Annotated in this window: 18 protein-coding genes; 4 read left to right on the plus strand and 14 right to left on the minus strand. The window is 40.0% G+C overall.

All coding sequences use genetic code 11. The features are described 5' to 3' along the window. Window positions 1–523 precede the first annotated feature (523 nt). The 13 genes from cls to EKM69_RS05480 all read right to left on the minus strand — a co-directional run bounded on the left by cls (window position 524) and on the right by EKM69_RS05480 (window position 14,725). Entirely contained in the window at window positions 524–1,993 is a 1,470-nt protein-coding gene (cls, locus tag EKM69_RS05420; RefSeq protein ID WP_125708911.1) for a cardiolipin synthase, read from the minus strand. A gap of 553 nt (window positions 1,994–2,546) precedes the next feature. Beyond that, window positions 2,547–3,086 (minus strand): N-6 DNA methylase, encoded by a 540-nt coding sequence (locus tag EKM69_RS05425; protein ID WP_125708913.1) that lies wholly within the window; start codon window positions 3,084–3,086, stop codon window positions 2,547–2,549. Beyond that, complete coding sequence (locus EKM69_RS05430; RefSeq protein WP_125708915.1) at window positions 3,076–4,248, minus strand: AAA family ATPase; 1,173 nt, start codon at window positions 4,246–4,248, stop codon at window positions 3,076–3,078. The genes EKM69_RS05425 and EKM69_RS05430 overlap by 11 nt, the downstream gene beginning before the upstream one ends. A gap of 209 nt (window positions 4,249–4,457) precedes the next feature. Further along, on the minus strand, window positions 4,458–5,237 hold the full coding sequence (gene trpA / locus EKM69_RS05435; RefSeq protein ID WP_125708917.1) for a tryptophan synthase subunit alpha: 780 nt from the start codon (window positions 5,235–5,237) through the stop codon (window positions 4,458–4,460). Further along, entirely contained in the window at window positions 5,230–6,438 is a 1,209-nt protein-coding gene (trpB, locus tag EKM69_RS05440) for a tryptophan synthase subunit beta (RefSeq protein WP_125708919.1), read from the minus strand. Before trpB ends, trpA begins: the two co-directional genes overlap by 8 nt. A gap of 14 nt (window positions 6,439–6,452) precedes the next feature. After that, window positions 6,453–7,037 (minus strand): phosphoribosylanthranilate isomerase, encoded by a 585-nt coding sequence (locus EKM69_RS05445; RefSeq protein ID WP_125708921.1) that lies wholly within the window; start codon window positions 7,035–7,037, stop codon window positions 6,453–6,455. 3 nt (window positions 7,038–7,040) lie between these two features. Then, the gene (gene trpC / locus EKM69_RS05450; protein WP_125708923.1) at window positions 7,041–7,820 is read right to left on the minus strand and encodes an indole-3-glycerol phosphate synthase TrpC; all 780 of its coding nucleotides are present in this window, start codon (window positions 7,818–7,820) and stop codon (window positions 7,041–7,043) included. Then, entirely contained in the window at window positions 7,817–8,836 is a 1,020-nt protein-coding gene (trpD, locus tag EKM69_RS05455) for an anthranilate phosphoribosyltransferase (protein ID WP_125708925.1), read from the minus strand. Before trpD ends, trpC begins: the two co-directional genes overlap by 4 nt. 477 nt (window positions 8,837–9,313) lie before the next feature. After that, entirely contained in the window at window positions 9,314–9,892 is a 579-nt protein-coding gene (locus tag EKM69_RS05460; protein ID WP_125708927.1) for an anthranilate synthase component II, read from the minus strand. After that, the gene (locus EKM69_RS05465) at window positions 9,889–11,352 is read right to left on the minus strand and encodes an anthranilate synthase component I family protein (protein ID WP_125708929.1); all 1,464 of its coding nucleotides are present in this window, start codon (window positions 11,350–11,352) and stop codon (window positions 9,889–9,891) included. Before EKM69_RS05465 ends, EKM69_RS05460 begins: the two co-directional genes overlap by 4 nt. A 781-nt stretch (window positions 11,353–12,133) precedes the next feature. Continuing rightward, window positions 12,134–12,832, minus strand: a complete 699-nt coding sequence (locus EKM69_RS05470) for a zinc metallopeptidase (RefSeq protein WP_125708931.1) — start codon at window positions 12,830–12,832, stop codon at window positions 12,134–12,136. A gap of 3 nt (window positions 12,833–12,835) precedes the next feature. Then, window positions 12,836–13,279, minus strand: a complete 444-nt coding sequence (locus EKM69_RS05475) for a hypothetical protein (protein ID WP_125708933.1) — start codon at window positions 13,277–13,279, stop codon at window positions 12,836–12,838. 696 nt (window positions 13,280–13,975) lie between these two features. Then, a complete protein-coding gene (locus tag EKM69_RS05480) occupies window positions 13,976–14,725 on the minus strand; it encodes an alpha/beta hydrolase (RefSeq protein ID WP_125708935.1) in 750 nt (249 codons plus the stop codon). Window positions 14,726–14,805: 80 nt separating this feature from the next. Between EKM69_RS05480 and EKM69_RS05485 the strand changes: the two genes are divergently transcribed. Further along, complete coding sequence (locus EKM69_RS05485; RefSeq protein ID WP_125708937.1) at window positions 14,806–15,489, plus strand: ribonuclease H family protein; 684 nt, start codon at window positions 14,806–14,808, stop codon at window positions 15,487–15,489. Window positions 15,490–16,054: 565 nt separating this feature from the next. Here the strand turns inward: EKM69_RS05485 and EKM69_RS05490 are convergent. Continuing rightward, window positions 16,055–17,011 (minus strand): DUF1002 domain-containing protein, encoded by a 957-nt coding sequence (locus EKM69_RS05490; protein WP_404825401.1) that lies wholly within the window; start codon window positions 17,009–17,011, stop codon window positions 16,055–16,057. Window positions 17,012–17,286: 275 nt separating this feature from the next. On the opposite strand from EKM69_RS05490, the gene EKM69_RS05495 reads away from it, so the two are divergent. From EKM69_RS05495 to EKM69_RS05505, 3 genes are all read left to right on the plus strand, one after another. Next, complete coding sequence (locus tag EKM69_RS05495; RefSeq protein ID WP_125708941.1) at window positions 17,287–18,345, plus strand: D-alanine--D-alanine ligase; 1,059 nt, start codon at window positions 17,287–17,289, stop codon at window positions 18,343–18,345. Between the two features lie 984 nt (window positions 18,346–19,329). Further along, a complete protein-coding gene (gene nagA / locus EKM69_RS05500; RefSeq protein WP_125708943.1) occupies window positions 19,330–20,487 on the plus strand; it encodes an N-acetylglucosamine-6-phosphate deacetylase in 1,158 nt (385 codons plus the stop codon). A gap of 81 nt (window positions 20,488–20,568) precedes the next feature. After that, window positions 20,569–21,315, plus strand: a complete 747-nt coding sequence (locus tag EKM69_RS05505; RefSeq protein ID WP_125708945.1) for a glycerophosphodiester phosphodiesterase family protein — start codon at window positions 20,569–20,571, stop codon at window positions 21,313–21,315. Window positions 21,316–21,538 lie beyond the last annotated feature (223 nt).

The following is a 21,538-nucleotide window of genomic DNA, read 5'->3' on the forward strand; positions in this document are numbered from 1 at the left end:
AATTCCCTCCACCCCCACAGCTCCTAGGTTTTTCCATAAACTGTTTTTTTCGTGGGGTTACGGTACTTAGTTTTATAGTGGTATGTTGTTTTGGTTTATGCGGATCTTCCTATCTATTTTGTGGTATCGGTCTGTTCTGGTATTTCTATCTGTTCTGATTTTTGTTTGGTGTTGCCATCGGTTGCTATTTTATTGGGTTTACTGGATTCTTAGTTTTTTGCTGAATTTAGTATTTTTGATCTGCTTCCGATCTGGTCGTTTGATTTTGTTTTGTGCTTTGTTGTTTAGTTTGAATTAGGTATGTTTGCTGGTATTTTTCTTGTGGTACCTAATTGTTGCTCTGTTTGCCTTTTCTTTTTGTTCTTTCTATTTTTTTTGTTCTCGTTGGACTTTGTCCAACTCGGATTTTATTAGACCCTAAACACAAAAAAAGCAGTGTTCTTAGTTTCGAACACTGCTTTTTGGCATGTCATTGTATATTGATTTTGTTGGTAAATACTTGGCTCTTTTTTCTCTTTTTCCCTTACAATATTGGGGATAATAGGCGGGAGAATCTTTGTTTGAAGTGCATCCAGATGCCTTGGTTGTCTATTATTTCTTGTGTTAATAGGGTGGAGTTTTCCATGTCATTTTCGAAGGATCTTTTTACTTTGTGGGCTATTTTTGAGTCGTAGATGAAGGCGTTGGCTTCGAAGTTTAGGGAGTAGCTTCTGAAGTCGTGGTTCATTGAGCCTACTGAGCAGATTTTTTCGTCTATGATGGATGTTTTGGCGTGCATGAAGCCTTTTTCGTAGGTGTAGATTTTTATGCCGAATTGGGTTAGTAGGTTGGAGTAGTATTGGGTTGCTCTGAAGATGAAGGGGTGGTCTGGCATGCATGGGACCATTATTCTTACGTCTACTCCTGATCTGGCGGCTATGGTTAGGGCGGTGAACATTGGATCATCTGGGATTAGGTATGGTGTTTGTAGCCATACGCTTTTTTTTGCGTTGATGATCATGTCGATGAAGCCGTCTTTTAGGATTTCTTGTCTTGAGTCTGGGCCGTCCGTTACTATTTGGATCGGTAGGTTGGTGTTTTCGTTGAAACGGTCAGCTGGGAAGTATTTGTCCATGAATATTAATGGCTTTACGTGGCGGTCGGTTGAGGCGTTCCAGTCTTGGAAAAATCTTTCTTGCATTAAGAGTGTGGCTGTTCCTTTTACGCGGATGTGACTGTCTCTCCAGTAGCCGAATTTTTTTGAGTTGCCTACGTATTGGTCTCCGACGTTGAAGCCTCCGATCCAGCCGGCTGTTCCGTCTATTATGACTAGTTTACGGTGAAGGTGGTAGTTTAGTCTGGTTTTGTAGATGACGTTTTTTGAGGTGATGAATGGTAGTACTTGTCCGCCGGCTGCTTCGAATTCTTTGAACCAGCGACGGTTGTTGCCTCCTGATCCCCAAGGGTCAAATAGTAGTCGGACTTCTAGTCCTTGCTTGGCTTTTTCCGTTAGGATGTCGAGAAATTCTTGACCGATGTCGCTTTTGATGAAGGCATAGTATTCGACGTGAATGGTTTCTTTGGCTTTTTTGATGTCGTCAAAGAGGCGTTGGAATTTTTCTTTTCCGTCAAAAAACAGTTCGATCTCATTGTGCCGTGTTAATGGTGTTTCCTCGGTTTTGTCGAAGAAGCTGATTACGTGTCTGGCGTAATAAGTTTCGTCGTAGCGCGATCCTCGTTTTGGCTTGTGTTTTTCTGCTTCAGCAATTTTTTTCAGCTGATTTAAGCCGATGTGTTGCTGGTTACCGATGTTAAAAATCTTTTCTTGGGCGATCCCGCGTCCGAAGAAGGCATATATTAAGAAGCCAATTACTGGTAGCAACATTAACACTAATATCCACGCCCAAGTGGTGACGATATTTCTTGGTCTATGGAATACCGTGATCAAAGCTATGATTGTGTTTAGTAGTAGTATGGCTAGTATTGTTAGTATTAGCCAATGGTCTATTAGCATTGTTTTCTCCCCATTGATTCTTTTATATAAAAAAAGTGTACGTCAAAATGGAAAATAATGCTATTTTTAATATTTTTTTGGAGGGTTATTCCCGGTTCTGCGGGGGGGTTCCGAGAATTGCGACCGCAGAACGCCATGGGCACCACTCTGAGCTATCCGAAGGAAACCGCTTCGGACATCTCACAGCTGGGCCTTTCACTAGGCAATAAATTGCCAAGTGAAATTTCATGGCTGACGGTCGAATTCTCTCCACCCCCCCGCAGAACCTAAGTTTGTGGAATAATCCTCTTTTGGTGGGTGGATACCGTCCTTAGTTTTATGGTGGTGAATTGTTTTTGTTTAGATTGAGTTTTCCTGTTGATTATTCTTTATTGATTTTTATGTTTGGGTATATCTATTTCATTTATTATGAGGAGAACCCCATTTTCTCGTTTTTTTAAGCCTTTAATAACTTTTATATGCTTGAAATTTTGTATCGAATTTTTAATAGATTTCTTTTTTCTTCTATATTATTCGAAATCTGGAGCACAAACATTAACATAGTAAAACAGTACTAATTTTCCTTTTTCAGCAGATCTGATAGGTTGTAGCCCTCACTTGATGTTACTCGGTCGTATTCTTTGATGGAAGAAATCAAGTCTGAGGTTTTCCAAAAATTTTCATGGTATGAGAAACTTTTTTTTAGGTGTAAATATTCATTCGCATATTTACTGGGTTTCAATTTCTTATGATTGTTTTGATAATCGTCATATTTACCTTCTGAAATTATATGGAGTATTTCAATTTCTGGAGATGTGATGATCGTCAATACTTCCTCAATTTTGTGTTCATATACCGGTGGAATATTATACTTTTCACCTTTGGAATCAATAATTCTAATAATATAAATTGTATTGCTCATTTCATGTCCTAGGTGTGATTTACAAAAACTTGGTAAGCCACAACGTTTAAAAATTTTACCTTCCAATAAATCGTCTCGGTTAAATATTAATTGATTATTGTCCAGTAAGTTCTCAATTATGGCCTTTTCGGCGCTTCCTTCATAGAGCAATGCTATTTTGTGATTTTTGGGAATAATTAGTTTATTTGTCATCGTGGTTACCAAATTTTTTGTTAAATGATTTTCGTACACTCATCATTAAATCGTAATTTGGAGCGGTACCGCCTAAGTAGTCACTTTCAAAAACTTCGCTTTTTTTGAAGTCATTTCTATCTAATAATTCAGCAAGATTGTCCAAAGTCATCTTTTCTTGCCGACGTGCAATAAGTACATCATCATTACGGTCGAATGCATCCAATAATTCTGGATAATGAGTTGTGAAGACAAGTTTGGCATTGTTTTTATTAATCGTCTTATCTTGAAAGATGCTAATAAAGGTTTTGACGATGGCTTTGTTAAAATGATTTTCTAATTCATCAACTAACAGAACTGAACCAGTTTCTAAAATTAACCAGGCAACGGTGAATAGAGCAATTCCTTTGAGTGTTCCTGAAGAAAAGTACTGACTTAGCTCGGATACACTGTTAATTCTTAATTCGTTCCCTGAATAAAATTTTAATCGATATTGTTTTTTTGATTCATCAACAGTGTCATCAACAACTTTGAAATATTCAATGCTAGGATCTAAATATGATAATACTTCCGGTGACACAAATTCCTGTCCTAGTAAGTAGTCGGCAGAAAGGAAGCTGTTAAAGTATAGTGACTCTGGTTTATTGTTAGATCTTTTGGATTTGTTTAGAATTTTTCTGAAGACGGAAAAATTATCTGGGAGAAGGCCAGACTCAATTTCATTTCTTTCTAGTGTGGCCGTACTGTTTGAAAAATCGCATAAATTTTTCTTGGTTACTCCTGAAATACCTTTTTCAAAAATGCTCTCATTAGTAAATTCGAATTTATTATCTTCACTTTTTTTTAATTCAGAATTAACAAGGTATATTCTTTTCTCATTGTCATCAAACAAATAAACCTTGATATTAAATTCTTTGCCAATGAATGCGTGTTGCATATCTGTGAAACCTTCTCCGGAAAGATAAACTTTTATGATTTCATTGGTGATGGATAGTGCTGTGGTCTTTCCAACAGCATTGATTCCAACCACGGACATTACATTATGTACATATATTCGATTAAAAATATTGGTTAAGCTATCTGAGTTATTGTCAGTTGCTCGCTGTTTAGCTACGAAATCAAAGCTGAATCGTTCGCTTTTGTATAATTTTAATCCATTTATGTCAAATTTTAACAATTCCATAATTGTTCCTCCATCCACGAATTATACGTTTATATTATCATATACTGATACTATTTCCTATAAGATTTGTGAATATAAACGAGGAACTCGTTTATATTCACAATAAAATTCTAAACTTTTATTTCTTATTGAAACATCAAAAGAGCAACTCCAATTATTTTCATTATTGAAGTTGCTCTTTTGATGTTGATGCATATTTAGACTTTTACTTATGCTTTTACCGAAATGGCATTTTTGATGCTTTTGGCATATTCAGCTAGGTCCTGTTGGGTATTTGCTGAGTTTTTGGCGATTATTTTTACGACTGCGCTGCCGATGATTACTCCGTCAGAGATGGCTGATAGTTTTTCTGCTTGCTCTGGGGAGTGGATGCCGAAGCCTATTGCTACTGGGACGTCGGTTGCTTGTTTGATTTTTTCTATGGTGTTTTTTAGTTGAGTTGAGAAGTCTTCTCTTACTCCTGTTACTCCTAGGGATGAGACCATGTAGATGAAGCCGGTGGCTGTTTTGGCTATTTTTTCGATCCGGTCTCCTGAAGTTGGGGCAATTAGTGGGATTAAGTCGATGTCATATTTGTTGGCGATCGGCTTTAATTCGTTGTGTTCTTCGTAGGGTAGGTCGGGGATCACTAGGCCGGAGATTTTGAGTGATTGACATTTTTGGCAGAATTTTTCGTAGCCGTATTTGAAGGCGATGTTTAAGTATGTCAAAAAGATGATCGGTACGTCGGTTTTTTGACGAGCTTTTTCTACGATGTCAAAGACTACGTCGGTATTTACTCCGGAGGCGAAGGCACGTAGGTCGGCGTCTTGGATCACGGGACCGTCTGCTACTGGGTCGGAGAAGGGGATTCCTAGTTCTACGATGTCGGCGCCGTTTTCTGCTAAGGTGATGATGCTTTCTACTGTCGTATCAAAGTTTGGATCATCTGCTACTAGGAAGGGAATGAATGCTTTTTTGTTTGAAAAAATTTGTTTTAAATTAGTCATCGATATTTACTCCTCTGTATTTTGCGATTGAGGCAACGTCTTTGTCACCACGTCCTGATAATGTGCAGATGATGATTTGATCTTTACGCATTTTAGGGGCGATTTTTTCTACGTAGGCTACGGCGTGGCAACTTTCGATGGCTGCTACGATTCCTTCGATCTTGGCGATGTATTCGAATGCGTCAACGGCTTCGTCATCTGTGATGCCAACGTATTTAGCACGTTTTAATTCGGCTAAGTGAGCGTGTTCTGGTCCGACACCTGGATAGTCTAGTCCAGCTGAGATGGAGTAAACTTTATCGATCTGGCCGTATTTATTTTGCAGGAACATTGATTTCATACCGTGGAAAATACCAACAGAACCTCGTTCGATCGTGGCCGCTGTTTGGTCGGTGTCGACACCTTTACCGGCAGCTTCACAGCCGACTAGTTGTACGTCTTTGTCGTCGATATAGTCGGCGAAACTTCCGATGGCATTACTACCACCACCGACACAAGCTACGACCATGTCAGGCAATCTTCCTTCAGCTTCTAAGATTTGTTGCTTGGATTCTTTACTGATAACGCTTTGGAAGTCGTGAACCATCTCTGGGAATGGATAAGGACCTACGGCTGAACCCATTACGTAAAAAGTATCGTCGATCCGTTGAGTCCACTCTTGTAAAGTGGCATTAACGGCGTCTTTTAGGACCATTGAACCAGTTGTCACGGGATGAACTTTAGCACCTAGTAATTCCATCCGGTAGACGTTTAATTTTTGCCGTTCAGTGTCTTCTTTACCCATGAAGATCTCACAGTCCATATTGAATAAAGCGGCGATAGTAGCGGTTGCGACCCCGTGTTGGCCGGCACCAGTTTCGGCAATCAAACGAGTCTTGCCCATTCTTTTAGCTAATAAAGCTTGGCCAATAACGTTGTTGATCTTGTGAGCACCAGTGTGGTTAAGGTCCTCACGTTTAAGATAAATTTTGGCACCGCCAAGGTCTTCCGTCATTTGTTTTGCGTAATATAACAATGAAGGACGGTTAGCATAGTTATTAAGTAGATCATGCAACTCCTTCAAAAAGTCGGGATCGTCTTTGTACTTGTTATAAGCTGCAGCCACCCGATCGAGTTCTCCCATCAAAGTTTCGGGGATGTATTGACCTCCGAATTCTCCGTAATGACGTGATGGTGTAGTTTCTTTTTCCATTTCTTTCATGGTATTTCCTCCTATTAATAAAGCGCGTGTGCTTTGGGAACGATTTGTAATATTTTCTCTGAATTTTTTTGACCAGCTGATTCAACACCACGTGAGATGTCGACGAAATCTGGATGGATCGCGTTGATCGCATCATGGAGATTATTGATGTCGAGGGCACCGGCGATGATCAGAGGTTTTTTAGTAGTAATTTTTAATTTTTGCCAATCGATCAACTGACCATTTCCACTGCCACTATCGATCATGATGTAATCAGCAGCGGTGTTTAAGTTGATCGTGTCAGGTTTGAAGACGTTGATGACAGGAATGTTTTTTGCCTGGAGTTGTTTAACCGTATCTTCACTTTCTTGACCGTGTAATTGGATCAAAGAAACGGCACCACTTTCAACTGCTTCAACCATTTCGGTGACTGGAGCATTAACGAAGACACCGACACTTTTGATTGATGGATCGAGAGCCTGACGCATTTTTAACGCTTGGGCCAGATCTAAATGATGTCGTCCACCGGCAAAAATGAATCCAGCTAGATCAGGTTTAGCCTGGTTGATTGCTTTGATGTCATCTAAATTCATTAGTCCACAAATTTTAATTTTCGTCATAATTTATACGCCTTGAAACTGTTTGATTTTTTCGATGCGATCGGGTGCTTTCATGAAGGTCTCGCCGATCAAAACACCATTGACGTTAGCTTGCTTTAATCGAGCTATATCGGTAACATCTTTGATCCCGCTTTCGGTAATGAAGGGGATGGATGAGTCGACCAATGGCCGTAGTTTCAAACTATTGTTGAGGTCAACGGTGAAGTCTTTTAAGTTGCGATTGTTAACACCGATCATTTCCGCTCCAGCATTTAAGGCTTTATCTAATTCGTGCTCATCGTGAACTTCGACTAAAGCAGCTAAGCCTAATTTTTTAGCTAGCTGCAAGTATTCTTGCAACTGTTCATCTGAAAGAATTGCAACGATCAATAGGATCAAGCTGGCTCCATTTGCCTTAGCTTGGTAGATCATGTAGGGGTCGATGGTGAAATCCTTTCTCAATAAGGGAGTCGTGACTTCTTGCGAGATTTCTTTCAAGTAGTGAATGTCTCCGTGAAAAAAGTCGGGTTCCGTTAAGACGGAAATTGCATCGATCTTAGCTTGTTGGTATTGTTGAGCAATTTCTAAGTAAGGAAAATCTGTGACGATCGTGCCTTTAGAAGGGGATGACCGCTTGATCTCAGCGATGAAATGTAGTCTTGGCTGTAAAAATAATTGAATGATTGCATTAGGATCTTTATTTGGTAATTCGTTAGCTCGTTGTTCCATTTCTGCTGGTGAGATCACTTGTTTTTCTTGCTCGATCCGTTTTTTAGTAGCTGAAACGAGGTCGTCGAGGATCATGCTGCGACACCTTCCTCAGTCAAGCGGATGAATTCTTGTAATTCTTTCATAGCTGATCCGTTGTCGATCACGGTTTTAGCTTGCTCGATAGCTGCTTGAAGACTTACTTCAGGTTTTGCTGTATGGATAGCTAAGGCTGAATTTAGGAGGATGACATCACGTCTAGCACCTTGGACGCCGTTTAAAACGTCTAATGTGATAGCGGCATTTTCTTGAGGTGTGCCACCGATCACTTCATCCTTGTTAGCACGTCTGAGACCGAATTGTTCAGGAGTGATCTCGTATTTATTAAACTTGCCATCGTGAACTTCCATTACCGTAGTAGGTGCGGAGATCGATGCTTCGTCGAAGCCATCTTGTCCATGAATGACGGTCGCATTTTTAACATTTAATTGGTCGAGTACTTTAGCCATTGGTTCGACCAGGCTTTCATCATACACACCTAAGACTTGGTTAGTTGCGTGTGCGGGATTTGCCAGAGGTCCTAAAACGTTGAATAAAGTTCTGATTCCTAATTCTTTTCTGATGGGGGCAACGTATTTCATTGCCTTGTGATATTCTTGGGCGAATAAGAAGCAAATGCCGATCTGGTTAAGAATGGCTTCGCTGCGTTTAGGATCAAGGTTGATCTGAACTCCTAGTGATTCCAAAACATCAGCAGCACCACTCTTGGATGAAGCAGCACGATTACCGTGTTTTGCGACCGGGATACCAGTTGCAGCTACGACTAAAGCTGAAGTAGTTGAAATATTGAATGAGTTGGAATGGTCACCACCAGTACCAACGATTTCGAGAACTGGTTCATCAGCTTCAAAGTCTAAGGCGTGAGCTCTCATGGCATCGGCTGCACCGGCAATTTCTTCAACGGTTTCTTTTTTTACGCTTAGGGCGGTTAAAAAACTCGAAATTTGAACTGAAGTAGTTTTTCCTGTCATGATCTCATCGATCACTTGGTTCGTTTCGTTAAAAGTTAAATCTTGTCCTTCGCTTAATTTCATAATTGCATTTTCGATCATAATTAAAATCCTCCAAATTAATTTACTGATAAGTGTGTTTAATTAATTTGAGAACTGCCATCGTTGATTCATAGTCATTAGTGAAACCTCCTAAGTATAAAAAAATCCGCCCATAAACGCTTAGCGTTTAAGGACGGATATACCGCGGTGCCACCTTATTTTAATAGACTGATAGAATTAGGGTATCCAAAAATACCTATCTTCTATCGTCCATTACTCTTAGCGAAGGGCAATCACCCTCCCGACAACTTACGTATGCCTAACGTTCTTTCGTACTCATTACTTTTCGGAAAGACCCTCGATGGTCCATTTAACTATCTGCGTTCGGTTGTACTCTCAGCAACGACAACTCTCTGTGCGTGCACGATAATCTTGACTTCCATCTCATTGGTTTATGGACGAATTGATTCGTTGTTAAGAGAATAAGTCCAAAAGTGATTTTTGTCAACAAAAAGTTTTAATTTAACTTTAATTTAATTAAACTATCTGCAAAAAGTTTTCCGCGATCTGCTTACCGACAGTAGGGTCAGTCATAATCGATTCAGGATGAAATTGGACCCCAAAAACTTTTTGTTTCTCATCAGACACAGCCATGATCTCACCAGAGTCAGTTGTCGCTGTTATCGATAGATTATCTCCAATCGAGTCTTTATCAACGATCAAGGAGTGATAACGGGCAGCGTTAAATTGCTTAGGGCAATTATTAAAAAGCTGACTGTCAGAAGTGACGGTTACTTTGGAAGGCTTACCGTGCATTAATTTTTGGGCATGAACGACTTTGGCACCGTAAATCTCACCGATGGCTTGTTCACCTAAACAAACGCCAAGGATGGGGACTTTACCGATGAAATCTTTGAGCAGCTGATTCATATTGCCAGCATCTTCGGGACGCCCCGGACCAGGGGAGAAGACTAATGCTTCGGGATTTAGTTTTTCTAATTGTTGCGTGTTCAACTGGTCATTCTTGACGACCGTGATCTCTTTTTGCCCGATGGTCCCGAGTAGTTGGTACAAGTTATAAGTGAAACTGTCATAGTTATCGATCAAATAAATCATGATAAGACCTCCGTGTGATTAGTCTTGTTCAAGGCATCAACGACGTTGCGCGCCTTGTTATTGAATTCTTGATACTCATTTTTAGCAACACTGTCAGCGACGATGCCGGCTCCAGAATGAACTACCAGATGCTCGTCTTGACGGTAGGCGAGGCGAATGCCGATACAAAAATCGAGGTTACCAGAAAAATCAAAGTAGCCGAGACAACCACCGTAAATACCACGCTTCCGGTTTTCAAGTTGAGAAATGATTTGCATGGCACTGATTTTAGGTGCACCTGAAAGTGTTCCTGCTGGCATCAACGATTCAACGATGTCGATCGATGACATTTTGGAATCAGCAATGCTTTCAACGGTGGAACCCATGTGCATGACGTTGGAGAAGTAGAGCAGCTTCCGTGCCTTAGTTACTTGAACGGAGCCGAAGCGGCTGACTCGACCTAAGTCATTGCGACCGAGGTCGATCAACATGTTGTGTTCGGATAATTCCTTAGGACTGTGAGTGAGCTCTTCAGCAAATTTTTTATCTTCAGCAGGAGTTTTACCGCGACGACGTGTACCAGCTAGGGGATAAGTGAACAGCTTTTCACCATGTTTCGAAATCAAAGTCTCTGGAGAAGAGCCGACGGTCTCAAAGTTGTGATGTTTGTAAAAAAATTGATAAGGAGCCGGACTGTCGTGGAACAAGTTCTTCGTGACTGGGTACAGGCTTCCAGACATCGTAGCGTGTTGCGGATTGGACAAGATCAACTGGAAAATATCGCCATCGACGATATGTTTTTTAGTTTCCGCGACCTTTTCGGCAAACTCATCTTGATCAAAATGCAGCTGCAAAGATGAATCCATGTGGAACTTGGGCAAAGTAGCTGAACGGTTGTTGTCGATCACAATTTGTTTCAATTCGTTGAGTTCAGCAATGGTTTCGTCAAAAAGCTGATTCAGTTGTGTGCTAGGGATGATCTTCGACAAAGTTACTTGATGAGTCTTGTGGTTATAAGCGATGACTTTTTTGATCAGCAAAAAGTCGGCATCATTCAAGTTGTATGGATCAGCTAATTTTTGTGGCAAAGTGGGATTGGCAAATCGAGCGTAATCGTAACTCAAATATCCGGCAAAACCACCGAGAAAAGGAGGGAGTTCAGAAATTTTTGGAGTCCGATATTTTTTTAATAAGTCTTCTAAATAGGGCTTTAATAAGGCTTCTTTAGTGTGAACACCCGTTGAATCTTCAATCGTCAAAATACCATCTTTAAAAGTCACGGCAAGTTCTGGGTTTAGACCGATAAAACTGTAACCATCCTCGTCAGGTTTAGGTTGACCGGTGAACAAGAAACAAGGGCCTTCAGCCTGATTGAGGTTTTGAGTAAGGTCGATCGGATCAAAGTCAGGTAAATCAAAGTTGATCGTCACAGGTACAGCAGTAAAGTTTTTTGCAAAATGTCTTAATTTTTCAATATTCATAATAATCGTCCTTTTAAATTTAATTTGCATAATCTAAAAGGAATTGCCATCGTTTGTCCATAATTTCCTCCCACAAAAAAATCCGCCCAAAACTTCAGAAGAAGTTAAGGACGGAAATCCGCGGTGCCACCTTAATTCAATTTCGAGACTACGACAAATAGTCATCAAAATCACGCTTAACAGAGAGCCAACACTCCCTTGACAACTGACGTATGTCTGAACGTTTCTCCATACTAAATTTCAGGAGAACCCTCGGTGGTCCATTTAATTACCTGCGTTCGGCTGTACTCTCAGCAACGACAACTCTCTGTACGCGCACAATAATTGTTATCTCCACCTCATCGGTTTTGGGCGAAATGTTTAATTGACCATGATAATAGACTTAGCTTATTTATTTGTCAACAAAAAAACACAGAGAGCGCAGCGAGGTTGGTCAGCTGCTGAGGATTAAAAAACAGAGAGCGGAGGCACACGGTTAGCTGCTGAGGATTAACGCGGGTGGTCGAACAAGGTGCGGCGAAGCCGTGCCTCGACCACCTGTGTTAACCGGAGGCCGCTGTGTGCCGGAGCTCGTTTTCGCATACTTGAGGATAAAAGTAAAAAGCACGATCCAAACCGCAGCAAGTTTAGCAAGAAAAAATGTGTAGCACTAATTTGTACCATCAAAATCGTGCCTCCTGACAGTTTCTAAACCGAAAACTACACACTTTCGTATAAATTGTGAGCAAAAAAAATCCAGCAACTAAAATTAAGTTACTGGACAAGTTTTTTAAAATTAAATTTATTCCCGATTGTTCCCAAAAATAAGGATCAAACGTAACAGTTGTAACGCCGTTGAAAGTGCAGCAGCTACGTAAGTCAAAGCAGCCGCAAGCAAAACATGCTTAACCATCGGAACCTCGTCATTATTAAGCAACTGGCCAGATGCTAGTATGCTAACAGCACGATTTGAAGCATTGAATTCCACTGGCAAAGTAACCACTTGGAACAATACCACCAAAGCAAAAAGCCAAATACCGATCATGATCAAAGTATGATTCATACCTAAGATCATACCTAAAACGATCATTGGAAATGACAAGTTAGAACCAATATTGACCGCTGGAACGATGGCTGATCTGATCCGCATAGGGAAGTAATTCTTCTGATCTTGAATAGCGTGACCACATTCGTGGGCAGCTACACCAATAGCGGCGACAGAAGTAGCATTGTAAGTAGATTCAGATAAATTCAAAGTCTTATCTGAAGGATTGTAGTTATCAGTCAATTTACCAGAAATTTGATTTATAACGACGTTTTGCAAACCGGCATTATCCAAAATAAACCGAGCAGCCTCGGCACCAGAAACACCGCGGGTACTAGTAAATTGATCGTATTTTCTAAAAGTATGATTAACATACCAAGAGGCCCACATACTGATAAGCATACCAATGACTACCAGAATTATAGAGGGACCCCAAAATAAACCGTATCCGTACATTATTTACATCCTCTTCAATTTATTATCATTTAGATTATAACCATTTAATGTGAAGAAATTGCTAACATTGTCCGGAATCTCAGAAATTTCCAATTCATCAAAGGAAAGCTGCTCATCCAACAACAAAAACAACCGCTCAGAAATCTCCCGACAAAACTCGTCAGAGATCCCATCAGCAAATTGAACAGACAAAACAGCAAACCGACGAGAAAAATCGATTCCAGTCAAACTAATTAAAGCAACCAAATCGCCCGAATCCTTCTCAGAAACAAACCAATAAGCAGCCTTATTACTCATAGTATCCTTAGCAGTCTGACTAACAAAATCAGTAATCTCCGCAATTGGAGAGCCAAGAAAATCACTAATAACATTAAGCTTCAAACGAGAAGGAAAATCCCAAACCAAATTTTCCGTAACCAAAGGACGATAAGATTTAACCTTAATCATAAACAAAAACCCACTTCTTCAAAAATTTACTTCACAAATACAGTGTAAAGAATAATTAATAAAAAAGCGAAAGAATCGCACCAAAATAACCAAGCAGAAGAATGCCAATAAATAGTAGTGTCTTCAAGTGCGAGAGTGCGGGGAACCCAGAACGCGAGCAAGAAAAGAAATTGATAATCGTTTGCTCTGTACCTAAGGTTTTGAACTGTCTTTGATCTTACAAACCAAGATAGAAACTGAGATAGACCACAAAAACTAGGACGAGCAAACAGTGCCAATTTGTACAAAATAAATCGGTCCCCATCAAAAAAAGGGGGATTGTTGCACTATCTAGGTGGAGGGGCCCAGGGATACACACCTCAGCCGCCAAATTCTTGTTAGAGATTTATCGCTTACAAGAAGACTCGTATTGGAGATGTTCGGGTGAACTTCCCGAATAGCTTCAATCGAGTCGGCAGCGTTCCCGACCTTGATTGTTCGGTGGCGTAGCCACCATAAATTCGGTTGCGCAAGTGCGCTAGCACTTACGTTCCATGACTGTATCCCTGGGCCCCGGAACCGGCAGTGAACCACCAAACCAAACTACCACCACCATCCCAAACACCAAACAAGAATCAGACAATCTAAAAGTAAAACGCCACTGTCCGCTCCACTCTCTCACCTCAAGAAAAAATGCCAGCCAAACAGGCTGACATACTAATCACAAGCAGGAGCATAAACAAACAAATTAATCTTCTGCAAAATATCCGAATCATCATGCATCAAAGAATGCTCAGCCTTCTCCCCAACAACAGGCATATCAGTGTACTCCTTAACCCGCGACCGCAAAACATAAGCAATCGAAGAAGCCGAAGTAACTGAAACATACTTATCGCTGTTAGAATAATCCTCCACATTCCCATAAATATTCAGAACTTTCAAACGAGAAGAAATATTATTACGATTAAGGTAAATCCTAAAATAAGTAGGACTCATAAAAGCGGGCCGTCCATCAGCCGTGATCCGATTAATATTAGGCAAATCATTCAATCCTAAAACCCCATTAAAAGGACCAGCAATCAAAACCAAATTATTCATCTTAGGCATATAACTATGGCGTTTCTCAAACAAGTTAACGATCACTAGAGAAACAGCTCCCAAAGAATGGCCGACAGCGTCATATTCTTCAAATTGATATTTTTTACGAAGGTCGATCAACAAACGAGTCAACCAGTGAGCAATTTGATTTTCGCCGACCCACTTATTTTGGAAGACTACTTGAATAATGGGACTTTCGTCATCCGTCCAAGATCCTTCATACGTAATTTGACCGCGCCAATTTATCAGCGCTTTAAGAAATTCTTTTTTTCCAGTATACTTTAATCCAGATTTGACCATCTTGTCAGTTGTATAATCTCCCCCACGAAAGCCGTGAACATACAACACAGGTCGTTGATTTTTTTTCATTTTTTCACCCTATCAACATATAATTATAGTATATAAGAAAGCTTTTTTCATAAAATTTAAATATAAGTGAGGTATCACCCGTGCAAAAATACTACGCAGTAAGACGAGGCAGAAATCCCGGCATTTACCGTTCATGGCCTGAATGCCAAAAACAAGTAAACGGCTTCGAAAACGCCCGTTATAAAAGCTTCCAAACTGAAGCAGAAGCACAAGAATTCCTAAAAGGCGAAGACAAATATCCAACAAAAAAGAAATCACACAAAAAAGAACCAGAAAATCTAAATGACTATTCAGTCGTAGTATACACCGACGGCGGCTCCAGAAATCATGGAAATTACAAAGGTGGCCACGTAAAAACCACCGACAAAGCAGCCTGGGCCTTCCACATCAACCACCAAGGCAAAATAGAAGAGGGCACAGCAGGAGAATTCGGAGCAACAAACAACCGAATGGAAATCCTAGCCCTAATAGAAAGCATCAAAAGACTAAACGAACAAAACCTACAAAACGAAAAAACCATCTTCGTCCTAGACTCCCAATACGTCCTAAACGCCATAACTAAGGGATGGCTAAACGGATGGAAAAGAAGAGGCTACAAAAAAGCCGACGGAACAGCACCAAAAAACGTAGGCCTATGGAAAGAACTAGACGAACTACTACCAACAATAACCAACAAATCCTTCAGTTGGACCAAAGGACACGCTCAAGATGAAGGAAACAATCGAGTGGATGCATTACTAAATGAAACCATGGATAAAATGTAGATAGGAAAAAATTCAAAGAAAAACAGCTGATGAGAAAATTCATCGGCTGTTTTTTGTGTTGTTCAATAATCGAAAAACTGATTCAAAAAGATGTTTGTAATAAAAAAATGAAGAACGACACGTACCAGAAAAAATGTAAGAGATCAAAGCAGACAGAAAGCACAAAGGGTTTAAGAATTTGCATTTTTTGATCTGATTTTAAGCTACAACAAAGAAATATAGAGCAATAAAACAAGGGAGCCACAAAGTAAATTAAGGCAGTATACCACCATAAAAATAAGTACTGTACCCCCACACCCAAACGTGGATTTTTCGACTAAATTAGGTTTCGAGGGGTGGAGGGAATTCGCTGTCAGCCATGAAATTTCACTTAGCGGTTTACCGCTTAGTGAAAGACCCAGCTTTGAAACAAGCGAGCGGGTTGTGCTCGATTGGTTCAAAGTGGCGTCCATGGCGTTCCACAGCGCAATTCCCGGAACCCCTCGAAACCGGCAGTGAACCTCAAACCAAAATCAAAATACAAAAAAACTCTAGATCCAATTAAAGACCTAGAGCAAATAAAATCTTAATTAAACAAACCCTTAAAGAAAGAAACAATCCCGTCCCAAATCTTTTGAACAAAATTGCGGTTTTCCTCTGTGTTCAGCTTGTCGAAAATACCTTTAGCCTTGCTAGTAATATCATCGCTAAGCTTTTGAGCTTGTTGCTTAAAGTTAGAATTATCCAAAGCACCCGAATTCTTGATCTGTACCATCACATTGACCAATTGAGTTTTTTGGTTGTTGTTAATAATATTTTGTAAATTGTTTTGTTGCAAGTTGTTGTTAACGATATTAGTTATTTCAGTTTTAGAAACATTTGAACCGGCTTTTGCCAAGTCTGACTTCATACCGGCAACAGCGTTGTTAAGCTGTTCGTCAGTATAGCCGTCTGTTCCTTTGTTGGCTTGAGTGATACTACTTAAGACACCCATTTCGTTTTGGGCTGCGTTAACTTGGCTTTGGTTCAATGAACTACCATCTTTTTGATAAGCGGCATAGATACCGGCTAAAGCACCTGAACCGTCGATTGGTGTAGCTGATGTAACGTAGATGTTAGCGTCGGAAATACCGGCAGTCAAAGCTGCGTTTCGATATTGATCAGCAGTGATCGTTGTAATGTTGTTTTTACCGTTATAGTTAACGATATTAACGTTGATACCAGATCCATTTGAAGTTGGTTCGATCAAAGCAGATGACCAAACGCCAGAGCTGCTAGTAAATGAGCTACCACTTGGATTCAGATACTTGACCAAAGTGTCGCCGTTGACTGTTAAAGTCGAATAGTTATTGTTGCCACTCAATTGAGAAGATAGGGCGTCGATCGTACCTTGGCGTTGATCAGAAGTTAAAGAAGTTCCTAACGTCATCACAGGTTCTTTCAAGGTATCATCAGCCTTAGCCACATTGATCGATGAAGCAAAAATCCCAAATGCTACGATTGATGCAATGCTTAATAAAATTACTCTTAGCTTTTTCACAATTAAAGCCCTCCTTAAAACTAATTAAACCAGAAAAATATGAAAAATTCGAGAATATTTCGAAATCACACCATAATCGTACCACTAAAAAATTATAAAAAAATCATTTATGAATGACTGATGCACAAGCTTTTTTTAAAAAATTATTTTTGCATAACGTTGTCATAATGAGCTTTGTTGCCGATTTATGTAGAGAAAAAATTTGATTTGTGATATTCTATAGGTTCTAGGAACACGCTTAAATTCGAAAATAGAATAGAAAGAATAGGTGAACACGCATGAAAATTGTCGTTCTCTCAGGTGGTAGAAGTACCGAAAGAAATGTTTCTTTATCTTCAGGTGTTAAAATTTCAAACGCTTTAAGAAGTAAAGGTTATGCAGTCGCAAATATCGACTCATTTTTAGGAATCGACATCGAAGAGGATCAAATCGATGCACTATTCCACACAGAACCAGAAGATGAAGCAAAATTGGTCATTGATGACGAAGTCTTAACTGACGAAAAGATCAATGCACTCAGAACTGACGGCACACGCGGTCTATTAGGAAAGAACGTATTAAAGGTCTGCCAACACGCAGATATGGTTTACTTAGGTCTTCACGGTGAAGACGGCGAAAACGGTAAGATGCAAGCTGTCTTAGACGTTTTTGATATTCGCTACACAGGTAGTGGTACATTAGCTTCAGCTCTTGCCATGGACAAGAAATTCTCTAAAGAAGTTTTCGTTCAAAACAAGATCAAGACAGCTAAGTTTATTTCTACTAAGACTAGCAAGATCACTAAAGAAGAGATACCATTTGGTTTCCCAATGGTAGTTAAGCCATCAAACGGTGGATCAAGTGTTGGTACACACATCATCAAAGACGAATCAGAGCTCCAAGCAATGGTTGCTGATGCTTTGAGATTTGATAAGGAAGCTTTACTAGAAGAATTTATTAAGGGTCGTGAGTTCTCAGTGGCTATCGTTGACGGTCAAGTATTACCTGCTGTTGAGATAACTGTTGATACTGGTTGGTATGATTTCCAACATAAGTTTACTGAGAATACAGTGACGCACTTTATTACTCCTCCAGAAAACTTGGATGAGGATATTCATTTGGAAATGCAAGAAGTTGCATTGCAGACGTTTGAAGCATTGGGTATGACTAGTTATGGACGTGTCGACTTCTTGGTTCGCGACCGTGATATTTATGTTATGGAAGCTAATACATTGCCAGGTATGACACCTCGTTCATTGATGCCTCGTGAAGCTGAAGCTGTTGGCATTAGTTATCCTGAATTGTGTGACCGTATTATTAAGAGCAAGATGCAATATTATGATGAATTAGAAGGATAGTTTGTAAGAAGTCTCTATTGATATAGAGGCTTTTTTTATTGCCTTGAGGTGAGAGAGCGACGCAGACAGAAGCGTTTTGCTTGGACGTAGCTTTGTTTGTTGGCTGGGATAGAGGTAGTAGTTTGGTTTGGTGGTTCACTGCCGGCTCCGGGGCCCGGGATACAACAAAGGAACGTAAGTGCTGACGCACTTGCGCAACCGAATTTGGTGGTGGCTACGCCACCGAACAACCAAGGTCGGGAACGTAGGGGACACGATTTTGAGCTATCCGAGAAGTTCGCTCGGACATCTCAAAACTCGGTCTTTCACTAGGCAATGAATTGCCAAGTGAAATTTCCCTACTGAGGTGTGTATCCCGGGCCCCTCCGCCTAGGGTAGTGCAATCCCCTCTTTGGTTAGTGGGGAAATAGGTGCTTCCTAGGTTTATGCGCAAGATTTGGTCTGTTTGATTTCCGTGCTGCTTCTCGGTTCGCGGGACTGAAGCTCCGCTCATTTTGTTTCCTGGCGTACCTTTGGGGTGCAATCTTTTCTTTGTTTTTTTGTTGGAAAAGTTGTTGATTCATTTTTGATCTTTTGCTTTCGCTTCTTGCTCGCGTGCTTGAATCTCGCACTCTTGCCTTTTTCTTGATTATGTATATTGGGGTAGTATTTTATTCGTTTGTTCATTCTTGGATTGGTGAGATGGATTTTATTCTATATTTTATTTTGTGTCTATTTTAAATTACGCTTATTTTGACATTTTTCTCTGCTTAAATTTGTTTTGTTGATGACTAATTTTTTCTTTTTTGTGGGTTTTGTCTATTTTTTCACTTACCCCATGTTATATTGATTCTGTACGGTGTTTTATGATTGATATTTCAGCGTTTTTAGTGGTTTTGTCTATTGATTTTTTTGTAGAAAAATGCCAATAATTTGATCATCTTTTCTCTGGTATAGACCACTAAAAACTGCTATACTATGACTATAATCATTGGAGGATTGAATATGACTTATTACATTCATGCTAAGAAGTTCTTTTTACCTAACACTACTGAAAACGGCGGATATCTTGAAGTTACTGATGACGCTAAATTTGGTCAATTTTTACCTGAGGACCAAAAGCCTGAAGGCAAGATTGTTGATTACTCTGACAAATTTATTGCCCCTGGTTTAGTAGATACTCATATTCATGGTCTTTGTGGTCATGATGTTATGGATAATGATTTTGATAAGCTTAATGAAATGTCTGAAGGTTTGTTGAAAGCTGGGGTTACTTCATGGTTGCCTACTACTTTGACTGCTTCTCACGATCAATTGAGAGAAATTTGCTCAATGATCGGTGACAATGCTTCCAAAGCCACTGGTGCTAAGATCCAAGGTATTCATTTTGAAGGACCTTTCTACACTGAAAAACACAAGGGTGCTCAAAACCCTAAATATATGCGTGACCCTGATGTTGATGAATTCAAAGACTGGCAAGAAGCCGCACATGGTATGATCACTAAGATCTCTATTGCTCCTGAAAGAAAAGGTGCTGTTGAGTTTACTTCTGCCGTTGCTTCTGACAAAGTTGCTGTTGCTTTAGGTCACAGTGATGCTACTTTTGAACAAGCTAAAGCTTGTGTTGAAGCTGGTGCTACTGGATTTACACATACTTATAACGGAATGAGTGGTTTGAACCACCGTCTTCCTGGTATGGTCGGTGCTGCTCTTTCAATGCACTTAGTTGATGACGAATTGATCTGTGATGGTTACCACGTTAACCCATTCGCAGCTCGTGTTGTTATCGAAAAGAAGGGTGCAGAACACGTTGCCTTGATCACTGATTGTATGCGTGCTGGTTTGATGCCAGAAGGTGACTACGTTCTTGGTGAATTACCTGTGGTCGTAGAAAACGGAACAGCTCGTCTTAAGGATGAAACACACAACCTTGCAGGTTCAATTTTACTTCTTAAAGACGCTATCAAAAATGTTGTTGACTGGAACGTAGCAACTGCTGAACAAGCAGTCGAAATGGCAAGTTATACAGCAGCTAAGAGTTCATGCATTCTTGATAAATGTGGAATTATCAAAGAAGGTCGCGATGCTGACTTTATCGTCTTAGATGATGATATGACACTTTCAGAAACATATCTTGACGGTGTATCAAGATACCAAGCTTAATAAATAATCTGGGGGCAATTCATCAAGAATTGTCCTTTTTGTTCCCCAAAAGTTTTAAAATGTAGTTATTTGGAGGAAATTATGACAAAAAGAATATTTGCCCACCGCGGTATCCCAACCCTAGCACCAGAAAACACCATGCCAGCATTTCAGGCAGTCAAAGATAATGGTCTAAACTGGATCGAAACCGACTTAAGCATCACCAAAGACGAAGACGTCTTCATCATCCACGACGACAAACTAGACCGAACAACTGACCAATCAGGTTCGATCGAAACCCTAGAAACATCGACAGTAAAAAAAGCCGACGCCGGCTCATGGTACGATAAAAAGTTCCAGGGAGAAAAAATCCCAACATTAAGCCAACTAATCGACTTTTTAAATAAAAACCAAATCAACGCTAACATCGAACTAAAAGGAGTAGTAGGAGACGACGCCAACTACCTGGCTGACAAACTAGTACTAAAATTTGCCAGAGCCCTAGAAAAATTAGACGAAAACATCGACCTAATAATCTCCAGCTTCAGTCCAATAATGCTAGAAAAAATGTACAAACAAAGACCAGACCTAAAATACGCCGTCCTATTCGAATACCAAGCAATCCAAGACGACTGGAACCTAACAATGCAAGCCTGTCACGCAAAAATAATCCATCCAGATGATAGAGAATTAACCCAAGAAAAAATCCAAATGATGAAAAAATACAACTACCAAATCAACGTCTGGACAGTAGACGACAAACAAAGGGCCAAACAACTACTAGACTGGGGAGTAGACGGAATCTTCACCAACAAAGCAGACCAAATGAAAGACCTAGCAGAAGATTAGAAACAAAAAATCAACTTCCATTAGAAAACAGAGAGAATGATTCGGCAGGCCGAAGGCCAAAGAATCAAACCACCAGTTGTTTTCACTCCAGATTAGAATCAGCACAAGAAACTGCATTGAACGTACAATTAACCAATTAGTGTTTTAAATGTCAAAATAATGAGTAAAATCAAAAATAAGCGTACTAATCAGGCTAGAAAACAGTTCAACACCAACAAAACAA

Origin of the sequence: Companilactobacillus zhongbaensis (genome assembly GCF_003946515.1) — a bacterium.
In the GTDB taxonomy this organism is placed as follows: Bacteria; Bacillota; Bacilli; order Lactobacillales; family Lactobacillaceae; genus Companilactobacillus; species Companilactobacillus zhongbaensis.